This window comes from Agromyces sp. MMS24-JH15, from assembly GCF_043518605.1.
In the GTDB taxonomy this organism is placed as follows: domain Bacteria; phylum Actinomycetota; class Actinomycetes; order Actinomycetales; family Microbacteriaceae; genus Agromyces.
Window position 1 is genome coordinate 980,516 of record NZ_CP171358.1, and the last position, 19,550, is coordinate 1,000,065.

The following is a 19,550-nucleotide window of genomic DNA, read 5'->3' on the forward strand; positions in this document are numbered from 1 at the left end:
CCCCTCCCAAGGTCTCTTGTCTGCAGACGTCTCCCACCCCGGTTTCCCGGGCAGATACGGGGGATTCGTCCACGAACCGGGCAGTGGAAGTGCCCAGTCCAAACGTCGAGTCTACCAGACGCGCAGGTCGCGGCCGAAATCGCGGTCGCGCTACGCCTGCACGTCGAGGTCGATGAGGTACCCGTGCACCCCGCGGATCCGGCGAGCGCGCGTGCTCGGTCGCACGATCGCGACGAATCCGCCGCCCTCCGGGGCGAACGAGCCGACCGGGATGAGGTCCTCGGGCGCGGGCGGCGGGACCGGCGTGCCGTCGAGGTACAGCTCGCGTTCGCCGCCGTCGAGCGCGACGCCCGAGCGGTGGTCGATGTCCTCGAGCTCGGTGAGCACGAGCGATCCGGCCACCGTGCGGAAGGTCACCGGCTCCTCGTCGGTCGATGCGGTCTCGAGGCTCACGGCACGGATGCGCCGGACGGTGCCGATGATCGGGTACGTCGTGTCGTCGGGCTCGTCGTGGTGCGTCTCCCAGTACGCGACCTCCGCGGCGAGCTCCTCCCCGAGCACCTCCGCGAGCCTGGCGAGTTCGCCGCGCTCGAGGTCCGATCGCAGCCGGATGGTCCACGTCGCGTGGTCCCCGACCGCGAACGGCGTGCCACAGCACGCCATCTCCCATTCCGACATCCACACCAACGCCGTCACGGCCACCCCCCTCCGCTGGTTGCTACGGTAGCGCCGCGGGTGCGGGGATCGGCAATGACGCGGCGGCGATCGTCACGCGTCCGAGATCGTCCGGCGCGACAGCAGCGCCGCGACGAGGAAGCAGATCGCTCCGAGCGCCGTGCCGAGGTTCGCCCACGCCACGCTGACGAGGTCGCCCGTGGCCGGGATCACGTACGCGGCGACCGCCGAGACGCCGAACGCCACCGACCCCGCGAGGTTCAGCCAAGTGCCGTGCCAGGTGCGCGCGTCGGGGTCCCACAACCGGCCCCGGTCCTTCGTCGCGACGACCGCGAGCGTGCTGGAGACGAGGAACGCGACCGACCCGACCGCGTCGGGGACCCAGCCCGCGCCGACCGCGTCCGGCCGGGCGATCGCCGCGGCGAGCGCGACGCCGGTCGACACGTTGAAGCACAGCGTGCCGGCGAACTGGATCGCGGCCGCCCACCAGTCGGTGCGGTCCGCGCGGTTCATCCGCGCGTGCGGGAACCGGCGGCCCGACAGCGACAGCTGGATGAACGCGGCGGCCGTGAAGCACACCGAGCCGACCACGAACGTCGTGTTGGTCCACACCGCCCCGACCAGCGCGGCGTACGGCGGCAGCGCGCCGACCAGGAAGCACAGCGAACCGACCGCGAACCCCCACGCCTCCTTCCTGAGGCGGCGGGGCCGGGTGTCGGCGGCGGCCGGGGTCATCCGTCCGCCCGGGTGATCCGGCGCTCCCCCACGATCGCGGCCGTCAGTGGTGGAAGGTGGGACCCGTGCCGGGGTGCGGCATGGCCGTCTCGAGCGAGTCGAGGAACGCCGTCTCCTCCTGGATGTCCCGCAGCAGGTCCTCCGCGAGGTCGCGGCTGAGCCCGTCGCGGCAGACGACGCGCATCACGGTCTGGTGGCTCTGCTCGCCCGACAGCGGGTACGCCGGCACGAGCCATCCCTTGAGCTTGAGTCGTTCCGAGAGGTGGTACAGGGTCCACCGGTCGGTGTGGCCGGGCTTCAGCCGCCACGCGAAGACCGGGATGTCGCCGCCGTCGCTGAGCAGCTCGAACGCGTCGATCTGCGCGACGGCGTGCGAGAGGTACCGCGCGACATCCTGCGACGCCTGCTGGATCGCGGTGTAGCCGACCCGGCCGAGCCGCAGGAACTGGTAGTACTGCAGCAGCACCTGGGCGCCCGGGCGCGAGAAGTTCAGCGCGAACGTCGGCATCGACCCGCCGAGGTAGCTGACCCGGAACACGAGGTCGTCGGGCAGGGCCGCGATCGATCGCCAGACCACCCACCCGACGCCCGGGTACACGAGCCCGTACTTGTGCCCCGACGTGTTGATCGACTGCACGCGCGCGACCCGGAAGTCCCACTCGAGGTCGGGCTGCAGGAAGGGCGCGATCATCGCGCCGGATGCCCCGTCGACGTGGATCGGGATGTCGAGGCCCGTGCGCGCCTGGATCTCGTCGAGCTTCGCCGCGACCTTCGCGACCGGCTCGTAGGCGCCCGTGTAGGTCACGCCCATGAGCACGACCACGCCGATGGTGTGCTCGTCGACGACGTCGTCGAGCCCGGTGCCGTCCATGATCGGGTGCTCGTCCGAGGTCGGGATGAACCGCATCTCGACGTCGAAGTAATTGCAGAACTTCTCCCAGCACACCTGCACGGCGCTCGACATCACGAGGTTCGGCTTGTGCGTCGGCTTGCCCGCGGCCGTCCGCGCGTGCTGCCAGCGGCGCTTCAGCGCGAGGCCGCCGAGCATGCACGCCTCGGATGAGCCGATGGTCGACGTGCCGATGACGTCGTCATGGTCGGGCGCGTGCCAGAGGTCGCCGAGGATGCGCCAGCAGAACTCCTCGATCGCGGCCGTCGCCGGGTACTCGTCCTTGTCGATCATGTTCTTGTCGAACGCGCCCTGGTAGATCCGGTCGGCGTGGTCGTCCATCCAGGTCGTGACGAAGGTCGCGAGGTTGAGTCGCGCGTTGCCGTCGAGCATCGCCTCGTCGCGGATGATCCGGTACGCGGTCTCGGGGAGCATCGAGCTCTCCGGGATCCGCGTGTATCTCGCGCTCACCGCCTCCGCCGCGCGGGCGAACGTCGGCTGCATCAGTTCGTCGTCGTGAGCCATCCCCCGGCCTCCCGAACACGTGCGGTCCCCCGATCGCACTCCGTGTGCACCCTAGCCCCGTGGCCGGACGGCCGGTACCCCGCGCCGCGCGAACGGCGCGCGCTCGGCGCGCGGGCGGCGGGCGGGCGGCGGGCGGGCGGCGGGCGGTCAGCGGGCGGTCAGCGGGCGGCGGCCTGCGCGGCCGAGCAGTCCGCGCACAGCCCGAACACGTCGACGACGTGCGCGGCGGCCGTGAAGCCGTGCTCGGAGGCGACCTGCTGCGCCCATTCCTCGACCGGCTCGGCCCCGATCTCGACGGTCAGGCCGCAGTTCCGGCAGATCAGGTGGTGGTGGTGGCCGGTCGTCGAGCACGCGCGGTACAGCGACTCGCCGTCGGGCGACTGCAGCGAGTCCGCCTCGCCGCTCTCGGCGAGGCTGCCGAGTGCGCGGTAGACGGTCGCGAGCCCGATCGGCGACCCCGCCGCGTGCAGCGCGGCGTGCAGCGCCTGCGCGCTGATGAAGCCGCCGGTGTCGCCGAGCGCCGATCGAACGGCCTCGCGCTGCCAGGTGTTGCGCTTCATGCGAGCCTCGCCTCCTCGGCGGTCTCGACGGGGATGTCCCGCCGCCACGGAATCCGCCTGACGCGGTGGGCGATCAGGGCGATCAGGAAGAACGTCGTCGCCGCGAGCGCGATCGCGGGCCCCGCCGCGATGCCCACCGCGCGCGAGACGAGCACGCCGATGATCCCGGCGGCCGCCCCGATCACGGGCGACGCGAAGAGGATGCCCCGGAACGTCGGCAGCACGAGCCTGGCCGCCGACGCGGGCGCGGCGATGAGCGAGATCGCGAGGATCGCGCCGACCGCCGGCAGCGCCGTGACGACGGCCGCCGCGGTGAGGCCGAGCACGAGCAGTTCCACGTGCCACTCGCGGTAGCCCGCCACCCGGAACCCGGCGGGGTCGAACGTCGAGAACGCGATCTCCTTGCCGAAGGCCGCGACGCACGCGAGCGCGACGAGGAACACGGATGCCGCGAGCGCGACGTCCCCGGGCGTGACGGTGAGGATCGACCCGACGAGGAACGACTCGGGGCGCACCGGGATGCCCGGGATCGACGCCTGCAGCAGCGCTCCGGCGGCGAACCCGCCCGTGAGCACGATGCCGGCCGCGACCTGCGGACCCTGGCGGCGGGCGCGCGCGACGAAGGCCATGACGCCGACGATCGCGATCGAGGCGATCGCCGCGCCGAGCGGCACGCTGAACCCGAGCGCGGCGGCCGCGACCGCCCCCGGGTAGGTCGCGTGCGTGAGCGCCTGCGCGAAGAAGGTGCGGCGACGCAGCACGACGAGCGCGCCGACGAACCCGGTGCCCGCGCCGATCACGGTCGCGCCGAGGAGCGCGAGCTCGAAGTAGCCGAGGGTCATGCCGCCCCTCCCCCGCCGGTCGATGCGCCCACGCCGGTTCCGGTGGTCGATGCGTCGACCCCATTCCCGCGGGTCGATGCGCCGACGCGGTTCCCGGTGGTCGATGCGCCGATGCGGTTCCCGCCGGTCGATGCGCCGACGCGGTTCCCGGTGGTCGAGGAGCGCCGCCGGAGGCGACGCGTCTCGAGACCACGCGCCCCGCGCGAGGCATCCATCGCCAGTCGCACCGCGAGCACCGCCGCGTACCCGGCCACGAACACGGCCACGATCACGGCGCCGCTCGGCAGGTCGACGCCGCCGCCCACCGACGCCGCGAACCCGGTCGCCAACCCCAGCCACGACGCGATCGCCGCGAACCCGGCCGCCGCGGGGAACAGCAGCCAGAGCCGGCCGGTGAGCAGGCGCGCCGCGGCGCCCGGCACGATGAGCAGGGCGAGCACGAGCAGCGCGCCGACCGTCGCGGACGCCGCGACGACGACGAGCGCGATCGCGCCGTTCAGCACCAGGTCGAGCACGAGCGGCGGGTCGCCGACGGCCCGCGCGCCGCGGTGGTCGAAGGCGCGGAAGAGCTGCTGCTTGAGGGTCAGGCCGACCGCGGCGAGCGCCGCGAGGCTCACGAGCACGAGGGGCACGACGAGCTCGTCCGACACCGTCAGCACGCGCCCGAACAGGAGCGCCTCGAGCTCGCCCGCGTAGTCCTCGCCCTTCGAGACGACCACGACGCCGACGCTGAAGGTCGCGGTGAGCACGAGCGCGATCGCCGAGTCGGATGCGACGCCGGCCCTCGTCAGGAGGGTCAGGATCACCGCGGCGGCGAGCGCGGCGACGGTCGCGCCGGGGATCAGCCCCGCCGTCCCGCCGACCGCGAGGCCGATCGCGAGCCCGGGGAAGACGGCGTGCGTGAGCCCGTCGCTGATGAACTCGAGGCCCCGCAGGTTGACGAGCACGCCGACGACGCCCGCGACGACCGCGAGCACGAGCATGACGAACAGCGCGCGGGCCATGAACGGGAGCGCGAAGGCCCCGAAGAGCGCGTCGCCGAGGTTCACGGATGCCCCGCATCGGTGAGGCCGCGGCCCTCGCGGTGGAGGGCGCCCTCGCCGTCGGCGTGGCGGTGGCCGTCGTCGTGGCCGTCGCCCTCGTGTCCGGGCACGACGAGTGTGTGCTCGTCGAGCTCGACCTCGACGCCGCGGAAGCACGCCTGGACGTTCGCGAGCGTGAGCACCCCCTCGACCGGCCCGAACGCGAGCTGCTCGTGGTTCACGAGCAGGACGAGGTCGCACACGTCCCTCGCGAGGTCGAGGTCGTGGGTCGACACGATGACGGCGACGCCGCGCGACTTCAGTGCGGCGAGGGTGTCGGTGAGCGCGTCGCGGTTCGGCTGGTCGAGGCCGTTGAACGGCTCGTCGAGCAGCAGCAGGGACGGCTCGGCGGCGAGCGCGCGCGCGATGAGTCCGCGCTGGCGCTGCCCGCCCGAGAGCTCGCCGAACCGCCGGGCCGCGACGTCGGCGAGGCCGACCGCCTCGAGCGCCGATCGGACGGCGGCGCGGTCGGCGCGGCCCGGCCAGCGGAACAGCCCGAGCCCGCGGTACCGACCCTGCATGACGACCTGGGCGAGCGTGATCGGGAAGTCGGGGTCGAGCTCGGTGGACTGCGGGAGGTAGCCGATCGATCCGCCGGCCGCGCGGGCGGCGTCGCCCGCGGTGCGGGTCCGGCCGCCGGCGGTCACCGACCCCGCGGTGAGCGGGACGAGCCCCAGGAGGCCGTGCAGGAGCGTCGACTTGCCGGCGCCATTCGGGCCGATGAGCGCGACGGCCTCCCCCGGCCGCACGGCCAGCTCCAGCGCGCTCACGCCCGAGCCGTTCGGCCGCGTGAAGGCCGCGTCGTGCAGTTCGACGACGGCCGTGACGTCGATCGTGCCGGGGTGCGTGGTCATCGTCGAGTCCTCACTGACACCGGGTCATCCTCGCAGGCCCGCGGGCGGCTCGCTCGCCTCGACGCCCCACGAGGCGACGATGAGCTCGACGTTGTGGACCTGGGACCCGAGGTACGTCTCCCCGTCGCTGCCGGGTGCGCCGAGGGAGTCGCCGTAGAGCGCATCCTCGCCCGAGTACACCTCGACGCCGGCCTCGCGGGCGATGGTCGCGGCGGTCTTCGGCGAGATCGCGTCCTCCGCGAACACCGCCTGCACGCCGGTCTCGCGGATGCTCGCGACGAGCTCGTCGATGTCGGCCGCGCTCGGCTCGGCGTTGTCGTCGAAGCTCGGGATCACGCTGCCGACGAGCGTGATGTCGTAGGCGTGCAGGAAGTAGGTGAACGCGTCGTGGTTGGTGACGAGGAGGCGATCCTCGACGGGCACCTGATCGACGTTCTCCCGGATCCAGGCGTCGAGCGCGTCGAGCTGCTCGAGGTACGCGGCCTCGGCCGTTTCGACCGCCGACGCGTCGATGCCGGGCACCTCGACGAGGCCGTCCGCGATCCGCTCGACCATGTGCTCGGCGAGGGCCGGGTCGGTCCAGGTGTGCGGGTTGCCCTCGCCGTGCTCGTGCCCGTCGTGGTCGGTGTGGTCCGCGTCGTCGTGGTCGGCCTCGTCGGACTCCGCCTCATGGTCGTCCGACGTGGACTCGGCCTCGTGGTCGTCGGTACCGAACAGCTCGATCCCCTCCGAAGCGTCGATGACCGGCCCGTCGTACCCGGCGGCGTCGAGCGCGTCGTCCAACCAGGATTCGAGGCCGGCGCCGTTGGCGACCACCGCATCGGCCTGCGAGAGCGCGACGAGCTGGGCCGCGCTCGGGTCGAACGCGTGCGCGCTCTGCCCGGGCTGGATGAGCTGGGTGATCTCCGCCTGGTCGCCCGCGAGCTCGCGTGCGAAGTCGGCGACCTGCGTGGTCGTCGCGACGATGCGGGGCTCGTCGCCGTCGGACGAGGTGGGTGCCCCTCCCCCGGCGCATCCCGTGAGCACGAGCGCGATCGCCGCGGCCCCTGCGAACGCGGCCCCGGCGCCCCCGAGCCGCCAAGCACGGCGCGGCGCGGACGCGCGACGTGCGGACTGGCGGCGAGACGTCGGGGGCATGCGTCCATGCTAGGGACTATTGATAATGATTGTCAAAACCATTCCCAGTCGACGCGCCCCACTGGCGCACGTCGGGGGCGGATGAGAAGGTGAAGTACGTGACCCTCGCCACCAACCCGATCACCCTCGAGCCGTTCACCGTCGACGAAGCCGAACGGGTGCTCGCCGGCGAAGTCGACCCGCGCGACGGCTGGGAAGGCGGATACAGCTTCGTCGAGGAGCCCGAACTCCTCGCGACGTTCCTCGAATCGGTGCGCCACGACGGCGATCCCGCACCCTTCGGCCCGTACCTCGTCCGGCGCGGCCACGACGGCGCCGCGATCGGCGGCGTCAGACCTGCTCGCGTCCGACGAGATCGGCGTCGTCGAATTCGTCTTCGCGCTCGTCCCGGCCGCGCGCAGCCAGGGCCTCGGGCGGCTCACGGTCGCCGCCGCGACCGAGCTCATCCGGTCGATCGGCGGCACGGTCGCCCGCGCCGAATGCGAGGTCGACAACCTCGCCGCACGCCACTCGCTCCAGGCCGCCGGGTTCGTCGAGACGACCCGGACCCCCGACCTCGTCGTGCTCGAACTGCGGCTCTGAGGGGCCGGGCGCCGGCTACTCGAGCAGGAGCGCCGGCTCCTCGATGATCGCGGCGACGTCGGCGAGGAACCGGGATGCCACGTCCCCGTCGACCACGCGGTGGTCGAACGACCCGCCGATCGTCGTGACGTAGCGCGGACGCACCTCGCCGTCGACGACCCAGGGCTTCTCCTTGATCGTGCCGAGCGCGACGATCGCGACCTCGCCCGGGTTGAGGATCGGCGTGCCCGTGTCCATGCCGAAGACGCCGATGTTCGTGATCGTGATCGTCCCGCCCTGCATCTCGGCCGGCTGCGTCTTGCCCTCGCGCGCCGTGAGCGTCAGCTGCTCGAGCGCGGTCGCGAGCTCGACGAGCGACATCGCCTGCGCCTCCTTGACGTTGGGCACGATGAGCCCGCGCGGCGTCGCCGCCGCGATGCCGAGGTTGACGAAGTGCTTGACGATGATCTCCTCGTCCGTCCACTGCGCGTTGGCCGTCGGGTTGCGGCGCACCGCCCAGATGATCGCCTTGGCCATCATCAGGAGCGGCGAGACCTTCACGCCCGCATAGTCCGGCGACGCCTTCAGGCGACGGATGTACTCCATCGTCCGGGTCGCGTCGACGTCGACGAACACCGACACATGCGGCGCGGAGTATGCGCTCTGCACCATCGCGTTCGCGATCGCCTTGCGCACGCCCTTCACCGGGATCCGCGTCTCGCGATCCGACGGGACCTCGGGCGTCTGGATGTTCCGGAAGACGCTCGCCTGGCTCGCCTCGCGGATCACGTCATCGCGCGTGATCTCGCCGATCGGTCCCGTCGGCGAGACCCGGGAGAGGTCGACGCCGAGGTCCTTCGCGAGCTTGCGGATCGGCGGCTTCGCGAGCACGGGCAGGGCAGGCTCGGCGATCCGCGGCGCGGGGGCGGGGACCGCCGCAGGCTCGGCCAGCGTGCGGGAGGCCGCCGCGGTCGCGGCCGCCTGCTCGCCGGGTGACGGGACGGCGGTCGCGAGGTGCTCGTGCGCGCCGCCGGGCACCGGGTGGCGACGACGCCGGCTCTGCGCCGGCCCGACGCTCCCGTGGCCGACGAGCACCGCTCCCCCGCCGTCCTCCACGGTCGCGGGCGCGGCCGCCGGCACCGCCGGGACCGCCGGGGCGGCAGCGGGCGCAGCGGGCGCGGGCGCGGGCGCGGGGGCATCCATGCCGGCCGGGGCATCCGTTCGGATCACGAGGATGGGCGTGCCGACGTCGACCGTCTTCCCCTCCTCGACGAGGAGTTCGGTGACGACGCCCTCGAACGCGCTCGGCAGCTCGACGAGCGACTTCGCGGTCTCGATCTCGACGAAGACCTGATCGAGCACGAGCCGATCGCCGGGCGCGACGCGCCACTGCACGATCTCGGCCTCGGTGAGGCCCTCGCCGACGTCGGGCAGGGGGAACCTGATCTCGCCCATCATTCTCCTGTCGGAATATTCGGTTGCGGGATGCCCGGGTACGTCAGTACGCGAGCGCGCGATCGACGGCCTCGAGCACCCGGTCGGGGCTCGGGAGGAACTCGGTCTCGAGCGCGGCCGGCGGGAACGGCGCGTCGAAGCCCGACACGCGCAGCACGGGCGCCTCGAGCGAGTAGAAGGCCTTCTCGGCGACGGTCGCGGCGATCTCGGACCCGACGCTCGCGTTGCCGGGCGCCTCCTGGGCGACCACGAGCCGACCCGTGCGGTGCACCGAGTCCAGGAGGGGACCGTAGTCGATGGGGGAGAGGGAGCGCAGGTCGACGACCTCGAGGCTCGTGCCCTCGCCCGCGGCGATCTCGGCCGCCTGCAGCAGCGTGGCGACCATCGCGCCGTGCCCGACGACCGTGACGTCGGTGCCGGCGCGCACGACCCGGCTCGCGTGGAGCGACAGGCCCGCGTGCTCGAGGTCGACCGGGCCCTTGGGCCAGTACCGGCTCTTCGGCTCGAAGTACAGCACCGGGTCGTTCGAGGCGATCGCCTCGCGGATCATCCAGTACGCATCGTGCGGGTTCGACGGGCTGACCACGCGCAGGCCCGGCGTGTGCGCGAAGTACGCCTCGGGGCTCTCCTGGTGGTGCTCGATCGATCCGATGTGCCCGCCGTACGGGACCCGGATGACGATGGGCATCGACAGCGATCCCGCATGGCGCAGGGTCTGGCGTGCGAGCTGCGTCGTGATCTGGTCGAACGCGGGGAAGATGAACCCGTCGAACTGGATCTCGATGACCGGCCGGTAGCCGCGCATCGCGAGGCCGATGGCCGCGCCGACGATGCCCGACTCGGCGAGCGGCGTGTCGAGCACCCGCTGCTCGCCGAACTCGGCCTGCAGGCCCTCGGTCACGCGGAAGACGCCGCCGAGCTTGCCGATGTCCTCGCCCATGAGCAGGACCTTCGGGTCGGCGAGCATCGCCTCGCGCAGGCCCGCGTTGATGGCCTTGGCCATCGAGAGCGTCTGCACGCCGCGCGCGGCGCGCGTCGAGTCATCCGTCACGTCCGCCACGCGGACCTCCTGTCCGATCCCTGCGCCGCTCATGCCGCGCCCCCGTCGAGGCTGCGCTCGAACGCGTCGAGCCACGCGAGCTGCTCCGCCATCAGCGGGTGCGGCTCGCTGTACACGTGCTCGAAGATCGTCTCGCGCGTGGGCGCGGGCAGGTCGAGGGCGCGGCGGCGGACGTCGGCCGCGACATCCTGCGCCTCCTGCTCGACCTCGTCGAAGAACGCGGCGGATGCTCCGCGCCCCTCGAGCCACGTGCGGTAGCGCGTGATCGGGTCGCGGGCGGTCCAGTGGTCGACCTCGTCCTGCGTGCGGTACTTGGTCGGGTCGTCGGCCGTGGTGTGGGCGCCGATCCGGTACGTGACCGCCTCGATGAAGCTCGGGCCGACACCGGCCCGCGCCTCCTCGAGCGCGCGGCGCGTGACCGCGTAGCTCACGAGGACGTCGTTGCCGTCGATCCGGATGCCCGGCATGCCGAAGCCGCGGCCGCGCAGCGAGATGGGGGAGCGCGACTGCCGGAAGACCGGCACCGAGATCGCCCACTGGTTGTTCTGCACGAAGAACACCTGCGGCGTCTGGTAGCTCGAGGCGAAGACGAGCGCCTCGCTCGCGTCGCCCTGCGAGGTCGAGCCGTCGCCGAAGTAGACGAGCACCGCCTCGTCGCGCTCGGGATCGCCGGTCCCGGATGCCCCGTCGAAGGCGATGCCCATGGCGTACCCGGTGGCGTGCAGGGTCTGCGACGCGAGCACGAGCGTGTAGAGGTGGAAGTTCCCGTGCTCCTCGGGCACCCAGCCGCCCTGGGTCATGCCGCGGAACAGGCCGAGGATCTTCACGGGGTCGAGCCCGCGGATCATGCCGACGACGTGCTCGCGGTACGACGGGAAGACGTGGTCCTGCGGGCGGGCCGCCCGGGCGGACCCGACCTGCGCGGCCTCCTGCCCGTGGCTCGGCACCCAGAGCGCGAGCTGGCCCTGTCGCTGGAGGTTCGCGCCGGTGATGTCGAGTCGGCGCGAGACGGTCATGTCACGGTAGAACTGCTCGAGCTCGCGATCGGCGAGGGCCTCGACGAGGTGCAGGTACTCCTCCGCCTCGGCCGTCGGCCTCAGCTCACCCTCCGGGGTGAGGAGCTGGAGCGTGGGTGCCGTGAAGTCTCTGGTAGGGGCTGCCACCGTTCCACGGTACCCGCTCGACCCGAGGGCGATCTTGTGACTACTTCACAACGTCATTCAGGATCGCGAGGAGGGTTTCGACAGCGGCCTCCTCGCCGACCGAGATCCGCAGGCCCTCGGGCGGGAATGCGCGGGCGACGATGCCGGCGTCGAAGAGGCGTTCGGCGACGTCCGCGGTCGCCTCGCCGGCCGGCAGCCAGACGAAGTTGCCCTGCGCCGCCGGGACATCCCAGCCCTGTGCGAGGAGCGCCGACCGCACGCGCTCGCGGCGCTCGACGATCGCGTCGACCCGCGCGAGCAGTTCGGCCTCGGCGTCGGGCTCGAGCGAGGCGAGCGCGGCGGCGCTCGCGGTGCCGGTCACGCCCAGCGGGATCGCGGTCGAGCGCGCCGCGTCGAGGATGCGGACCGGGCCGATCGCGTACCCGACCCGGAGGCCCGCCAGCCCGTAGGCCTTCGAGAAGGTGCGGAGCACCACGAGGTTCGGGTACCGGCGCACGAGCGTCGCGCCGTCGACGGATGCCTCGTCGCGCACGAACTCGGCGTAGGCCTCGTCGAGCAGCACGAGCCGGTCGCTCGGCACGGCGGCCATGAACGCCTCGAACTCGGCGGCCGTGACGATCGGGCCGGTCGGGTTGTTGGGGGAGCAGACGATGACGACCCGGGTCCGCTCGGTGATCGCGGCGACGATCGCGGCGAGGTCGTGCCCGTGGTCGGCGCGGTTCGGCACCTGCACGCTCGTCGCACCGGCGACGGTCACGAGGCCCGGGTACGCCTCGAACGACCGCCACGAGTAGACGACCTCGTCGCCGGCCGCGGCCGCCGCGAGGATGAACTGGGCGAGCAGCGCCACGGAGCCCGCACCGACGATCACCTCGTCCGTGGTCACGCCCCACCGCTCGGCGAGCCGTTCGCGGAGCGCGAGTGCGGTCGCGTCCGGGTAGCGGTTCACCTCGGCCCCGGCCGCGGCGATCGCCGCGACGACGGACGGCAGCGGCTCGGACGGGTTCTCGTTGCTCGAGAGCTTGAAGCCGTCGGCCGGCGCGGGGCGCCCCTGCCGGTAGGCGGGGAGCGCGGCGATCTCGGGGCGAAGGCGCACGTGCTGGGCGTCGGGGGTCGGTGCGGGCACGGCTCCACGGTACTTCACGAGTTCCCCGCCACCGAGGGGTCGTTCTGACAGACTCATCGCATGCGATTCCTGATCAAGGTGCTCGTCTCGGCCTTCGCACTCTGGCTCACGACGTTGATCGTCGCCGGCGTGAAGGTCGTCCCCTACGAGGAGACCGAGATCGCGACGATCGTCACCTACCTGCTCGTCGCGCTCATCTTCGGCGTCGTCAACGCGATCGTCGGGACGGCGATCCGCATCGTGGCGTTCCCGATCTACGTGATCACGCTCGGCCTGGTGTCGTTCATCGTGAACGGCCTGCTCCTGCTCATCGTCGATTGGATCAGCGACCTGATGGGATTCGGCCTCCAGGTCGAGAGCTTCTGGTGGGGCGTCCTCGGCGCGATCGTGCTGGGCCTGATCAGCTGGCTCGTCGGCCTCGTGGTGCGGCCCGGGCGGGACTGACCCGGCCCGTCGCGGGCCCGCGGCGGCCGCTCAGGCCGTTCAGACCGTTCAGGCCGCCGGCAGCATCCCGGCCAGCGCCGCGTCGACGACCGCGCGGACCTCGAGCTCGGGCCGAGGGTCGTACAGGAGTTGGCCGGCGAGGCCGGCCATCAGGGCGAGCACCGCGCCCGCGACCAGGTCCGGGACGACCGTCCGTGCGACCTCGCCCTCGGCGATCGCCCGGCCGGCGAGCAACGCGATCCGCCCGCGCAGCTCGCGGTCGCCCGCCGCGAGCGAGCCCGCGAGCTCGGGGTCGAACGGCGCGCGGTCGGCGAGCGCGACCCCGACGATCGTCGCGCTGCGCCGCGCGTCGTCGAGCGGCAGCGTGGCGATCACGAGCTCGAGGAGCCAGGCCCGGAGGGTCGGTCGCCCCGGCTCGCGGGCCTGATCGAGCACGACCTGGTCGCGGGCACGCGCGACGACGGCGTCGAGGAGTTCCTCCTTGGAGGCGAACGCCTTCTGCACCGCGCCGAGGGAGATCCCGGCCTCCGCTGCGAGCGCGCGGAACGTGAGGGCACCGAGCCCGTCCCGCGAGACGAGGCGGAGTGCGGCATCCGCGAGCTCGGGTGCACGCCGTCCGGCCATCTGCCACCTCCGATTGACATGGGCGAATACACCTGTATGCTAGTCCCGAATACAGACGTATTCCAAGACCCGCCCCCGCAGTCGTCCCACTGGAGGAATCCATGTCCATCAGCGCTCGCGTCACCCGGCGCCCCATCCTCTTCGCCAGCCTCGTCACGATCGCGCTCGTCGTGCTCCTCGGCATTGCCGGCACCGCGTTCTACCTCACGGACGTGACGGCGGTCTCGCCCGTAGTGGTCGTGTTCGTGCCGGTGTGCGTCGCGATGTTCGCGGTGCTCGCGCGCCGCGGCCGGTTCGCGCTGTTCGGCTTCCGCCGACCGGGTCGCGGCTGGCTGCTCGCCGCCATCCCGGCCGTCGTGGTCCTCGCGCTGGTGGCGATCTCGATCGGCTGGGTGAACACCCTCGAGTGGCAGGTGGTCGCCGGCACGCTCGCGCTCGTCGTGCTCGTCGGCGTCACCGAGGAGACGCTGTTCCGTGCGATGTTCACGACCCTGATCGCCCGTCGCTGGTCGTCGGTCGTCGCGGTGATCGTCTCGAGCGTGCTCTTCGCCGTCGCCCACGCCGTCAACGCACTCGGCGGGCAGGACCTCGGGGCCACGCTCGTCCAGGTCGGCTTCGCCTTCGCGTTCGGCGCGTACGCCGCGGCGTTCCTGCTCGTGACCGGCAGCGTCTGGCCGATGATCGTCTTCCACGCCGCGTTCGACGCGTTCCAGTTCCTCGGCGCCCGCCAGACCACCACGGTCGTGGACGCGGTGACCACGGCGATCCTGCTCGTCGGCGCGGCGGTGCTCCTGGCGATCCACGTCCGTCGCGGCCGTTCGCAGGGTGGCGCGGTCGAGTCGGAGGCAGCCCTCGCGACGGCGGCGGAGCCCGCTGCGGCCCGCGCCTGAGTCATCCGCTCGCCCCGACGCGTTCGACGCGCCACTCGGTTCGGACACCCGGATCCTCGCCCGTGAACTCGGTGAGGATCCGGGTGAACTGCTCCACCTCGGGTGCATCGGACGCGTCGATGAGCGCCCCGGTCTCCCGGTACGCCCGGAGCGCATGGGCGGGAATCGGCGCGTCGGCGGGATCGCCCACCGCCGAACGCGTCACCCGCACGCGCCCCGCCGGCTCCTCCTGCGCGGCGCCGCCGAGCGTCGGGACGAGGTCGTCGGCATGCTCGACCGACAGGAACGGCGTGTCGCCGGTGTCGAACGGTCCGACCGGTCCGCCGAAGCTGTAGCCGGCGACGACGTTCACCTCGTCGCCCGCGGCGAGCGCGGCGGCGATCGTCCCCCCGGCCGAGTGCCCGACGACGATGACGGGACTGTCCGCCGTCGCACCGGCTGCCTCGAGCGCCGCGAGCGCGGCGCGTTCTCCCGCCGCGGTCGATTCCGGCAGGAGCGCGTCGACCGGCAGCGTCGACGCTTCCTCGACCCCCGCGACGGCGTTGGTGAGGTCCATCGGCTGCGTCGTCGGCTCGCGTTCGAAGGTGACCGTGCCGCCGATGTAGGCGATGAATCGGGCGTCGTCGCCCTCGCCGTAGCGTTCGACGACGATCTGCGGAGTCCCCTCCTCCGCGACGGGGATCCGCCGCGAGACCTCGCCGACCCCGGCGGGCGGGGGCGTGCGCCGGTGGGCCGGAGCCGTGTCGGCCCGGCGCACGGCGACCGGCCCCTCCACGAGCGTCGTGGAACCGACGAGGCCGGCCGCGGCCGCGCCGAGCAGGATCACGGACGCGTTCTCCGGCGCGCGCATCCGGTTGCCGATGAGCAGTGCGAGCGGCGCCGGCACACCGAGCGACGTGAGGACGAGTTCGTCGACGGCGCCTCCGGCGGCGCGCACGAACCGGAGCGTCGTCGGATCCGCGAGGACGCGTCGGGCCAGGTCGGCGGTGTCGACGCCGACGACCGGTCCGAGCACGGCGACTCCAGTCATGGCAGCGACGACCGGTGCGGCGATACCGAGGACGGTCGGCATGAAGATCGTGGCGCCGAGACGGGCGCCGAGGTCCCAGAGCCGGGCGATGCGGGCCTCCGTCTCGCCGTAGCGCTCCGCCGCCTCGACGAGGTCCCGGCGCAGGCGGTCTGCCCGGTCCGCGGCGTGGTCGAGGAAGTACCCGGCGCGGGTCAGCGCACGGTCCGGTTCGAGCCCGTTCCAGGCGCCCGGTTCGGCTTCGAGGCCGACCAGCGCGAGCCCGCGGCCGATCACGCCGGCGCGTGCGGCCCAGTCGGCGGCGGATCCGGCGATCGCGCCGAGGCGGACGGCCTCGACGAGGAGGTCGTCGGAAGCGACCCGGGTCCCGCCACCGGACGTGATGACGAGGTCGTCGCTCACGGCCCGGGCGACCCGACCTGCTGCGCCGCGGCCGCGGCGGAGAGGGCACGCCGCATCGCCGCGATGCGCACGTCCAGGGCGTCGCGCGCCTGGTCGATGTGGTCGGCGCCCTGCCCGAACCAGTCGTGGAGGTCGTCGAGCCGCCGGCGGTACTGCGACGCGGCATCCGACTGCCAGGTCGCGGGTGCGGGCGACCGGAGCAGCGCCGGTCGGTGCGTCGAGACCTCGTCGGCGAGGTGCTCGAGTGCGCGGCGGTGCGCCTCGGCCTCCGCTAGGCGCCGCGCCGTGAACGGCGTCACGGCGAGCACGATCGCGGGTCGGTGGTCGTCCATGGGCCGAGCCTGCGGCAGCCACGGCGGGTCGAACGGCCGGACCGAACCGGGCAGGCAGGGATCCGTGGTGAGCGCGCCGGGGGAGGAGTGGTCGTGCGCGACCGCCGGAGTCGCCGACGGCCCGCTGGCGCCCGACCTCAGGACGCCTCGGTGGCCACCTCCCGCAGCACGTGCGCGCCGATCCGGCCGATCCGGCCGTCCGCGCCGACCGTCGCGAGGATCGCGCACCCGAGCCCCACGGCCCAGCCGCGGGCGCGGCGCCAGGTCGCGGCATCCGCACCGGTGAGCGCGTCGATCGCGGCCGCGAACCGCGCCCGGCCGAGCCCGTCGAACGTGAGCCAGGCGGTCGCGAGATCGGTCGCGGGATCGCCCGCGGTCAGGTCGCCGAAGTCGAGCACGGCGCCCAGCCGCGCGGACGCCCCGGGCGCGCCATCCTCGATCAGCAGGTTCGCGGGGTGCAGGTCGCCGTGCACCCAGACCGGCGGCCCCGACCACGCGGGCGCGGCGACCGCATCCGACCATGCGGCCTCGAGCACCGCGAGGTCGGATGCGTCGAGCAGCCCGGCCTCGGCGATCGCGTCGAACCGGTCGCGCGTCACCCGATCGCGGGCGGCCAGCGGGACGCCGCGGAAGGGGTTGGCGGGCGCGTCGGCGGGTGCGGGCACGGCGAGCGCCCCTGCGAACGCGGCGAGATCGACGGCGATGCCCGCACGTTCGGCCGGGGCGACGGATGCCGCGTCCCGACCGTCCAGCCACGGCACGACGCTCCACGCGTACGGGTACCCGGCGCCCGGCCGTCCGGCCCGCACGGGCACGGGGATCGGCACCGGCAGGCGCGACGCGAGTTCGGGCAGCCACCGATGCTCCCCGGCGACGAGCCCTGCGGCGATCGCGCGCCGGGGCATCCTCACGGCGACGCCGTCGCCGACGCGGAAGATCGCGTTGTCCCATCCGTTCGACACCTCGACGATGGGCACGGGAGCGCGCGCGGCCGCGGCCTCCGGGCCGAGCAGGTCCGGGTGCTGCTCGGCGAGCAGGCGGCGCACGAGGTCCGCATCGACGACGACATCGGCGGCAGGGGCATCCGAGTTCATCCGACCTCCGAACCGCGACCGACGCCGGTCGGCGGACGACCCGGTGAACACCCCCGCTCGCGGGGTGGATCGGCACTGTGCCGCGCGCCGGTTGTCGTCCAGAATAGGGGTCATGACGCGTCCGGAACCCGCCGGGGACGCCGCGCAACCCTTCCGGGTCTCATTCGTGTGCACCGGCAATATCTGCCGCTCGCCGATGGCCGAGGTCGTGCTGCGCTCCCTCGCCGAACGCTCGGGGCTCGAGCACGCGCTCGCGATCGAGTCCGCCGCGACCGGCGACTGGCACGTCGGCGAACGCGCCGACCAGCGCACCATCGACGCGCTCGCCCGCGCCGGCTACGACGGCAGCCGCCACCGCGCCCGCCAGTTCGACCCGAGCGAGTTCCCCGCGCTCGACCTCGTGGTCGCGTTCGACCGCGGCCAGGCGCGCATCCTGCGCAACTGGGCCGCGCGGATCATCGACCAGCACAAGGTGCGCCTGCTGCTCGAGTTCGAGCCCGAACTGGCGACGCTGCAGGACGTCCCGGACCCGTACTACTCGGACGAAGCGACCTTCGATCGAGTTCTTGGGATGATAGAGCGGTCGACTCAGGCGCTCTTCCGGCAACTCGCGCCGGCTCTCAGACAAGGAATCCGATGACTTCGCTGCCTCCCCAGCCGCTCAGCCCGCTCGATGGACGCTACCGGCAGGCCGTCGGCGAACTCGGCGAGCACCTGTCCGAGGCGGGCCTCAACCGCGCCCGCATCCAGGTCGAGGTCGAGTGGCTCATCGCCCAGACCGACCGCGGATTCTTCGGCTCGTCGGCGCTCTCCGACGAGCAGAAGGCGTCGCTGCGCGCCGTCGTCGCCGACTTCGGCCAGGCCGACATCGACGAGCTCGGCGCCCTCGAGGCGACGACCCGCCACGACGTGAAGGCGGTCGAGTACTACGTGCGCCGCCGCCTCAGCGACCTCGGGCTCGACGCGATCGCCGAGCTCACCCACTTCGCGTGCACGAGCGAGGACATCAACAACCTCTCGTACGCGATCACCGTGCGCGACGCGGTCCAGGGCGTCTGGCTGCCGAAGCTGCGCGGGGTCATCGCACGCATCGCCGAGCTCGCGGTCGAGCACCGGGATGCCTCGATGCTGTCGCGCACGCACGGCCAGCCCGCGACGCCGTCGACGATGGGCAAGGAGCTCGCGGTGTTCGCGCATCGGCTCGAGCGCATCGCGAAGCAGGTCGAGCAGACCGAGTACCTGGGCAAGTTCTCGGGTGCGACCGGCACGTTCTCGGCGCACCTCGTCGCGGCTCCGGATGTCTCGTGGCCCGAGGTGTCGCGCGAGTTCGTCGAGTCGCTCGGGCTCGACTGGAACCCGCTCACGACGCAGATCGAGTCGCACGACTGGCAGGCGGAGCTCTACGCCAAGGTCTCGCACGCGAACCGCGTGCTGCACAACCTCGCCACCGACATCTGGACCTACATCTCGCTCGGCTACTTCCGGCAGATCCCGGCGGCCGGGGCGACCGGGTCGTCGACCATGCCGCACAAGGTCAACCCGATCCGCTTCGAGAACGCCGAGGCGAACCTCGAGCTGAGCTCGGCCGTGCTCGACTCGCTCGCCGCGACGCTCGTGACCTCGCGCCTCCAGCGCGACCTGACCGACTCGAGCGCGCAGCGCAACATCGGCGTCGGCTTCGGGCACTCGCTGCTCGCGCTCGACAACATCCGCCGCGGCCTCGACGAGATCGACCTCGACCGCGCGCTGCTGCTCGAGGACCTCGACGGCAACTGGGAGGTGCTCGGCGAGGCGATCCAGACGGTCATCCGCGCCGAGGTCGTCGCCGGCCGGTCGACGATCAGCGACCCCTACGCGCTGCTCAAGGAGCTGACGCGCGGCAAGCGCGTCGGCGGGACCGAGCTCGCCGAGTTCGTGAACGGGCTCGAGATCGGCGACGAGGCGAAGCAGCGCCTGCTCGCGCTCACGCCCGCGACGTACGTGGGAATCGCGGACGACCTGGTCGACCGCCTGTAGGCTGCGCCGCCTCCCCGATGGTCGAGTAGGCGGCGACGGGCCTCCCCGGTGGTCGAG

Annotated in this window: 22 protein-coding genes; 5 read left to right on the top strand and 17 right to left on the bottom strand. The window is 72.9% G+C overall.

Annotation, left to right across the window (positions count from 1 at the left end; genetic code table 11):
• Nucleotides 1-150 precede the first annotated feature (150 nt).
• The 9 genes from ACDF64_RS04455 to ACDF64_RS04495 form a co-directional block, all read right to left on the bottom strand.
• Nucleotides 151-696 carry a DUF6578 domain-containing protein gene (locus ACDF64_RS04455; protein ID WP_394553634.1) on the bottom strand — a complete coding sequence of 182 codons (546 nt, stop codon included), beginning with the start codon at nucleotides 694-696 and terminating at the stop codon, nucleotides 151-153.
• A 72-nt stretch (nucleotides 697-768) separates the two neighbouring features.
• A complete protein-coding gene (locus tag ACDF64_RS04460) occupies nucleotides 769-1,410 on the bottom strand; it encodes a hypothetical protein (RefSeq protein WP_394553635.1) in 642 nt (213 codons plus the stop codon).
• A 43-nt stretch (nucleotides 1,411-1,453) separates the two neighbouring features.
• Nucleotides 1,454-2,824, bottom strand: coding sequence for a glutamate decarboxylase (locus tag ACDF64_RS04465; RefSeq protein WP_394553636.1), 1,371 nt, complete (start codon nucleotides 2,822-2,824; stop codon nucleotides 1,454-1,456).
• A gap of 158 nt (nucleotides 2,825-2,982) precedes the next feature.
• Nucleotides 2,983-3,384, bottom strand: coding sequence for a Fur family transcriptional regulator (locus tag ACDF64_RS04470; protein ID WP_394553637.1), 402 nt, complete (start codon nucleotides 3,382-3,384; stop codon nucleotides 2,983-2,985).
• On the bottom strand, nucleotides 3,381-4,226 hold the full coding sequence (locus ACDF64_RS04475) for a metal ABC transporter permease (protein ID WP_394553638.1): 846 nt from the start codon (nucleotides 4,224-4,226) through the stop codon (nucleotides 3,381-3,383). The genes ACDF64_RS04470 and ACDF64_RS04475 overlap by 4 nt, the downstream gene beginning before the upstream one ends.
• Nucleotides 4,223-5,275 carry a metal ABC transporter permease gene (locus ACDF64_RS04480; protein WP_394553639.1) on the bottom strand — a complete coding sequence of 351 codons (1,053 nt, stop codon included), beginning with the start codon at nucleotides 5,273-5,275 and terminating at the stop codon, nucleotides 4,223-4,225. The genes ACDF64_RS04475 and ACDF64_RS04480 overlap by 4 nt, the downstream gene beginning before the upstream one ends.
• Nucleotides 5,272-6,162, bottom strand: coding sequence for a metal ABC transporter ATP-binding protein (locus ACDF64_RS04485; RefSeq protein ID WP_394553640.1), 891 nt, complete (start codon nucleotides 6,160-6,162; stop codon nucleotides 5,272-5,274). Before ACDF64_RS04485 ends, ACDF64_RS04480 begins: the two co-directional genes overlap by 4 nt.
• 24 nt (nucleotides 6,163-6,186) lie before the next feature.
• A complete protein-coding gene (locus tag ACDF64_RS04490; RefSeq protein ID WP_394553641.1) occupies nucleotides 6,187-7,299 on the bottom strand; it encodes a metal ABC transporter substrate-binding protein in 1,113 nt (370 codons plus the stop codon).
• 32 nt (nucleotides 7,300-7,331) lie between these two features.
• A complete protein-coding gene (locus tag ACDF64_RS04495; RefSeq protein WP_394553642.1) occupies nucleotides 7,332-7,607 on the bottom strand; it encodes a hypothetical protein in 276 nt (91 codons plus the stop codon).
• 46 nt (nucleotides 7,608-7,653) lie between these two features.
• Here ACDF64_RS04495 and ACDF64_RS04500 point away from each other — a divergent pair, with 46 nt between their 5' ends.
• On the top strand, nucleotides 7,654-7,881 hold the full coding sequence (locus ACDF64_RS04500) for a GNAT family N-acetyltransferase (protein ID WP_394555045.1): 228 nt from the start codon (nucleotides 7,654-7,656) through the stop codon (nucleotides 7,879-7,881).
• Nucleotides 7,882-7,896: 15 nt separating this feature from the next.
• Here the strand turns inward: ACDF64_RS04500 and ACDF64_RS04505 are convergent, their stop codons facing one another.
• The 4 genes from ACDF64_RS04505 to ACDF64_RS04520 all read right to left on the bottom strand — a co-directional run bounded on the left by ACDF64_RS04505 (nucleotide 7,897) and on the right by ACDF64_RS04520 (nucleotide 12,664).
• Entirely contained in the window at nucleotides 7,897-9,315 is a 1,419-nt protein-coding gene (locus ACDF64_RS04505) for a dihydrolipoamide acetyltransferase family protein (protein ID WP_394553643.1), read from the bottom strand.
• Between the two features lie 43 nt (nucleotides 9,316-9,358).
• Nucleotides 9,359-10,318 carry an alpha-ketoacid dehydrogenase subunit beta gene (locus ACDF64_RS04510; protein ID WP_394555046.1) on the bottom strand — a complete coding sequence of 320 codons (960 nt, stop codon included), beginning with the start codon at nucleotides 10,316-10,318 and terminating at the stop codon, nucleotides 9,359-9,361.
• An 86-nt stretch (nucleotides 10,319-10,404) separates the two neighbouring features.
• Entirely contained in the window at nucleotides 10,405-11,538 is a 1,134-nt protein-coding gene (locus ACDF64_RS04515) for a thiamine pyrophosphate-dependent dehydrogenase E1 component subunit alpha (protein WP_394553645.1), read from the bottom strand.
• Between the two features lie 40 nt (nucleotides 11,539-11,578).
• Nucleotides 11,579-12,664: a histidinol-phosphate transaminase gene (locus ACDF64_RS04520; protein ID WP_394553646.1), complete on the bottom strand. Its 1,086-nt coding sequence runs from the start codon at nucleotides 12,662-12,664 to the stop codon at nucleotides 11,579-11,581.
• 60 nt (nucleotides 12,665-12,724) lie between these two features.
• On the opposite strand from ACDF64_RS04520, the gene ACDF64_RS04525 reads away from it, so the two are divergent.
• Nucleotides 12,725-13,108 (top strand): phage holin family protein, encoded by a 384-nt coding sequence (locus tag ACDF64_RS04525; protein WP_394553648.1) that lies wholly within the window; start codon nucleotides 12,725-12,727, stop codon nucleotides 13,106-13,108.
• A gap of 48 nt (nucleotides 13,109-13,156) precedes the next feature.
• Here the strand turns inward: ACDF64_RS04525 and ACDF64_RS04530 are convergent, their stop codons facing one another.
• Nucleotides 13,157-13,732: a TetR/AcrR family transcriptional regulator gene (locus ACDF64_RS04530; protein WP_394553649.1), complete on the bottom strand. Its 576-nt coding sequence runs from the start codon at nucleotides 13,730-13,732 to the stop codon at nucleotides 13,157-13,159.
• 101 nt (nucleotides 13,733-13,833) lie between these two features.
• Between ACDF64_RS04530 and ACDF64_RS04535 the strand changes: the two genes are divergently transcribed.
• Nucleotides 13,834-14,622, top strand: coding sequence for a type II CAAX prenyl endopeptidase Rce1 family protein (locus tag ACDF64_RS04535; RefSeq protein ID WP_394553651.1), 789 nt, complete (start codon nucleotides 13,834-13,836; stop codon nucleotides 14,620-14,622).
• A gap of 1 nt (nucleotide 14,623) precedes the next feature.
• Here ACDF64_RS04535 and ACDF64_RS04540 read toward each other — a convergent pair whose 3' ends face one another.
• From ACDF64_RS04540 to ACDF64_RS04550, 3 genes are all read right to left on the bottom strand, one after another.
• Nucleotides 14,624-16,051, bottom strand: a complete 1,428-nt coding sequence (locus ACDF64_RS04540) for a hypothetical protein (protein ID WP_394553653.1) — start codon at nucleotides 16,049-16,051, stop codon at nucleotides 14,624-14,626.
• A complete protein-coding gene (locus tag ACDF64_RS04545; protein WP_394553655.1) occupies nucleotides 16,048-16,383 on the bottom strand; it encodes a hypothetical protein in 336 nt (111 codons plus the stop codon). Before ACDF64_RS04545 ends, ACDF64_RS04540 begins: the two co-directional genes overlap by 4 nt.
• A 137-nt stretch (nucleotides 16,384-16,520) precedes the next feature.
• Nucleotides 16,521-17,477: an aminoglycoside phosphotransferase family protein gene (locus ACDF64_RS04550; protein ID WP_394553656.1), complete on the bottom strand. Its 957-nt coding sequence runs from the start codon at nucleotides 17,475-17,477 to the stop codon at nucleotides 16,521-16,523.
• 112 nt (nucleotides 17,478-17,589) lie between these two features.
• Here ACDF64_RS04550 and ACDF64_RS04555 point away from each other — a divergent pair, with 112 nt between their 5' ends.
• Together ACDF64_RS04555 and purB are read left to right on the top strand one after the other, a co-directional pair.
• The gene (locus ACDF64_RS04555; protein ID WP_394553657.1) at nucleotides 17,590-18,117 is read left to right on the top strand and encodes a low molecular weight protein-tyrosine-phosphatase; all 528 of its coding nucleotides are present in this window, start codon (nucleotides 17,590-17,592) and stop codon (nucleotides 18,115-18,117) included.
• Complete coding sequence (gene purB, locus ACDF64_RS04560) at nucleotides 18,114-19,493, top strand: adenylosuccinate lyase (protein WP_394553658.1); 1,380 nt, start codon at nucleotides 18,114-18,116, stop codon at nucleotides 19,491-19,493. The genes ACDF64_RS04555 and purB overlap by 4 nt, the downstream gene beginning before the upstream one ends.
• Nucleotides 19,494-19,550: the final 57 nt, after the last annotated feature.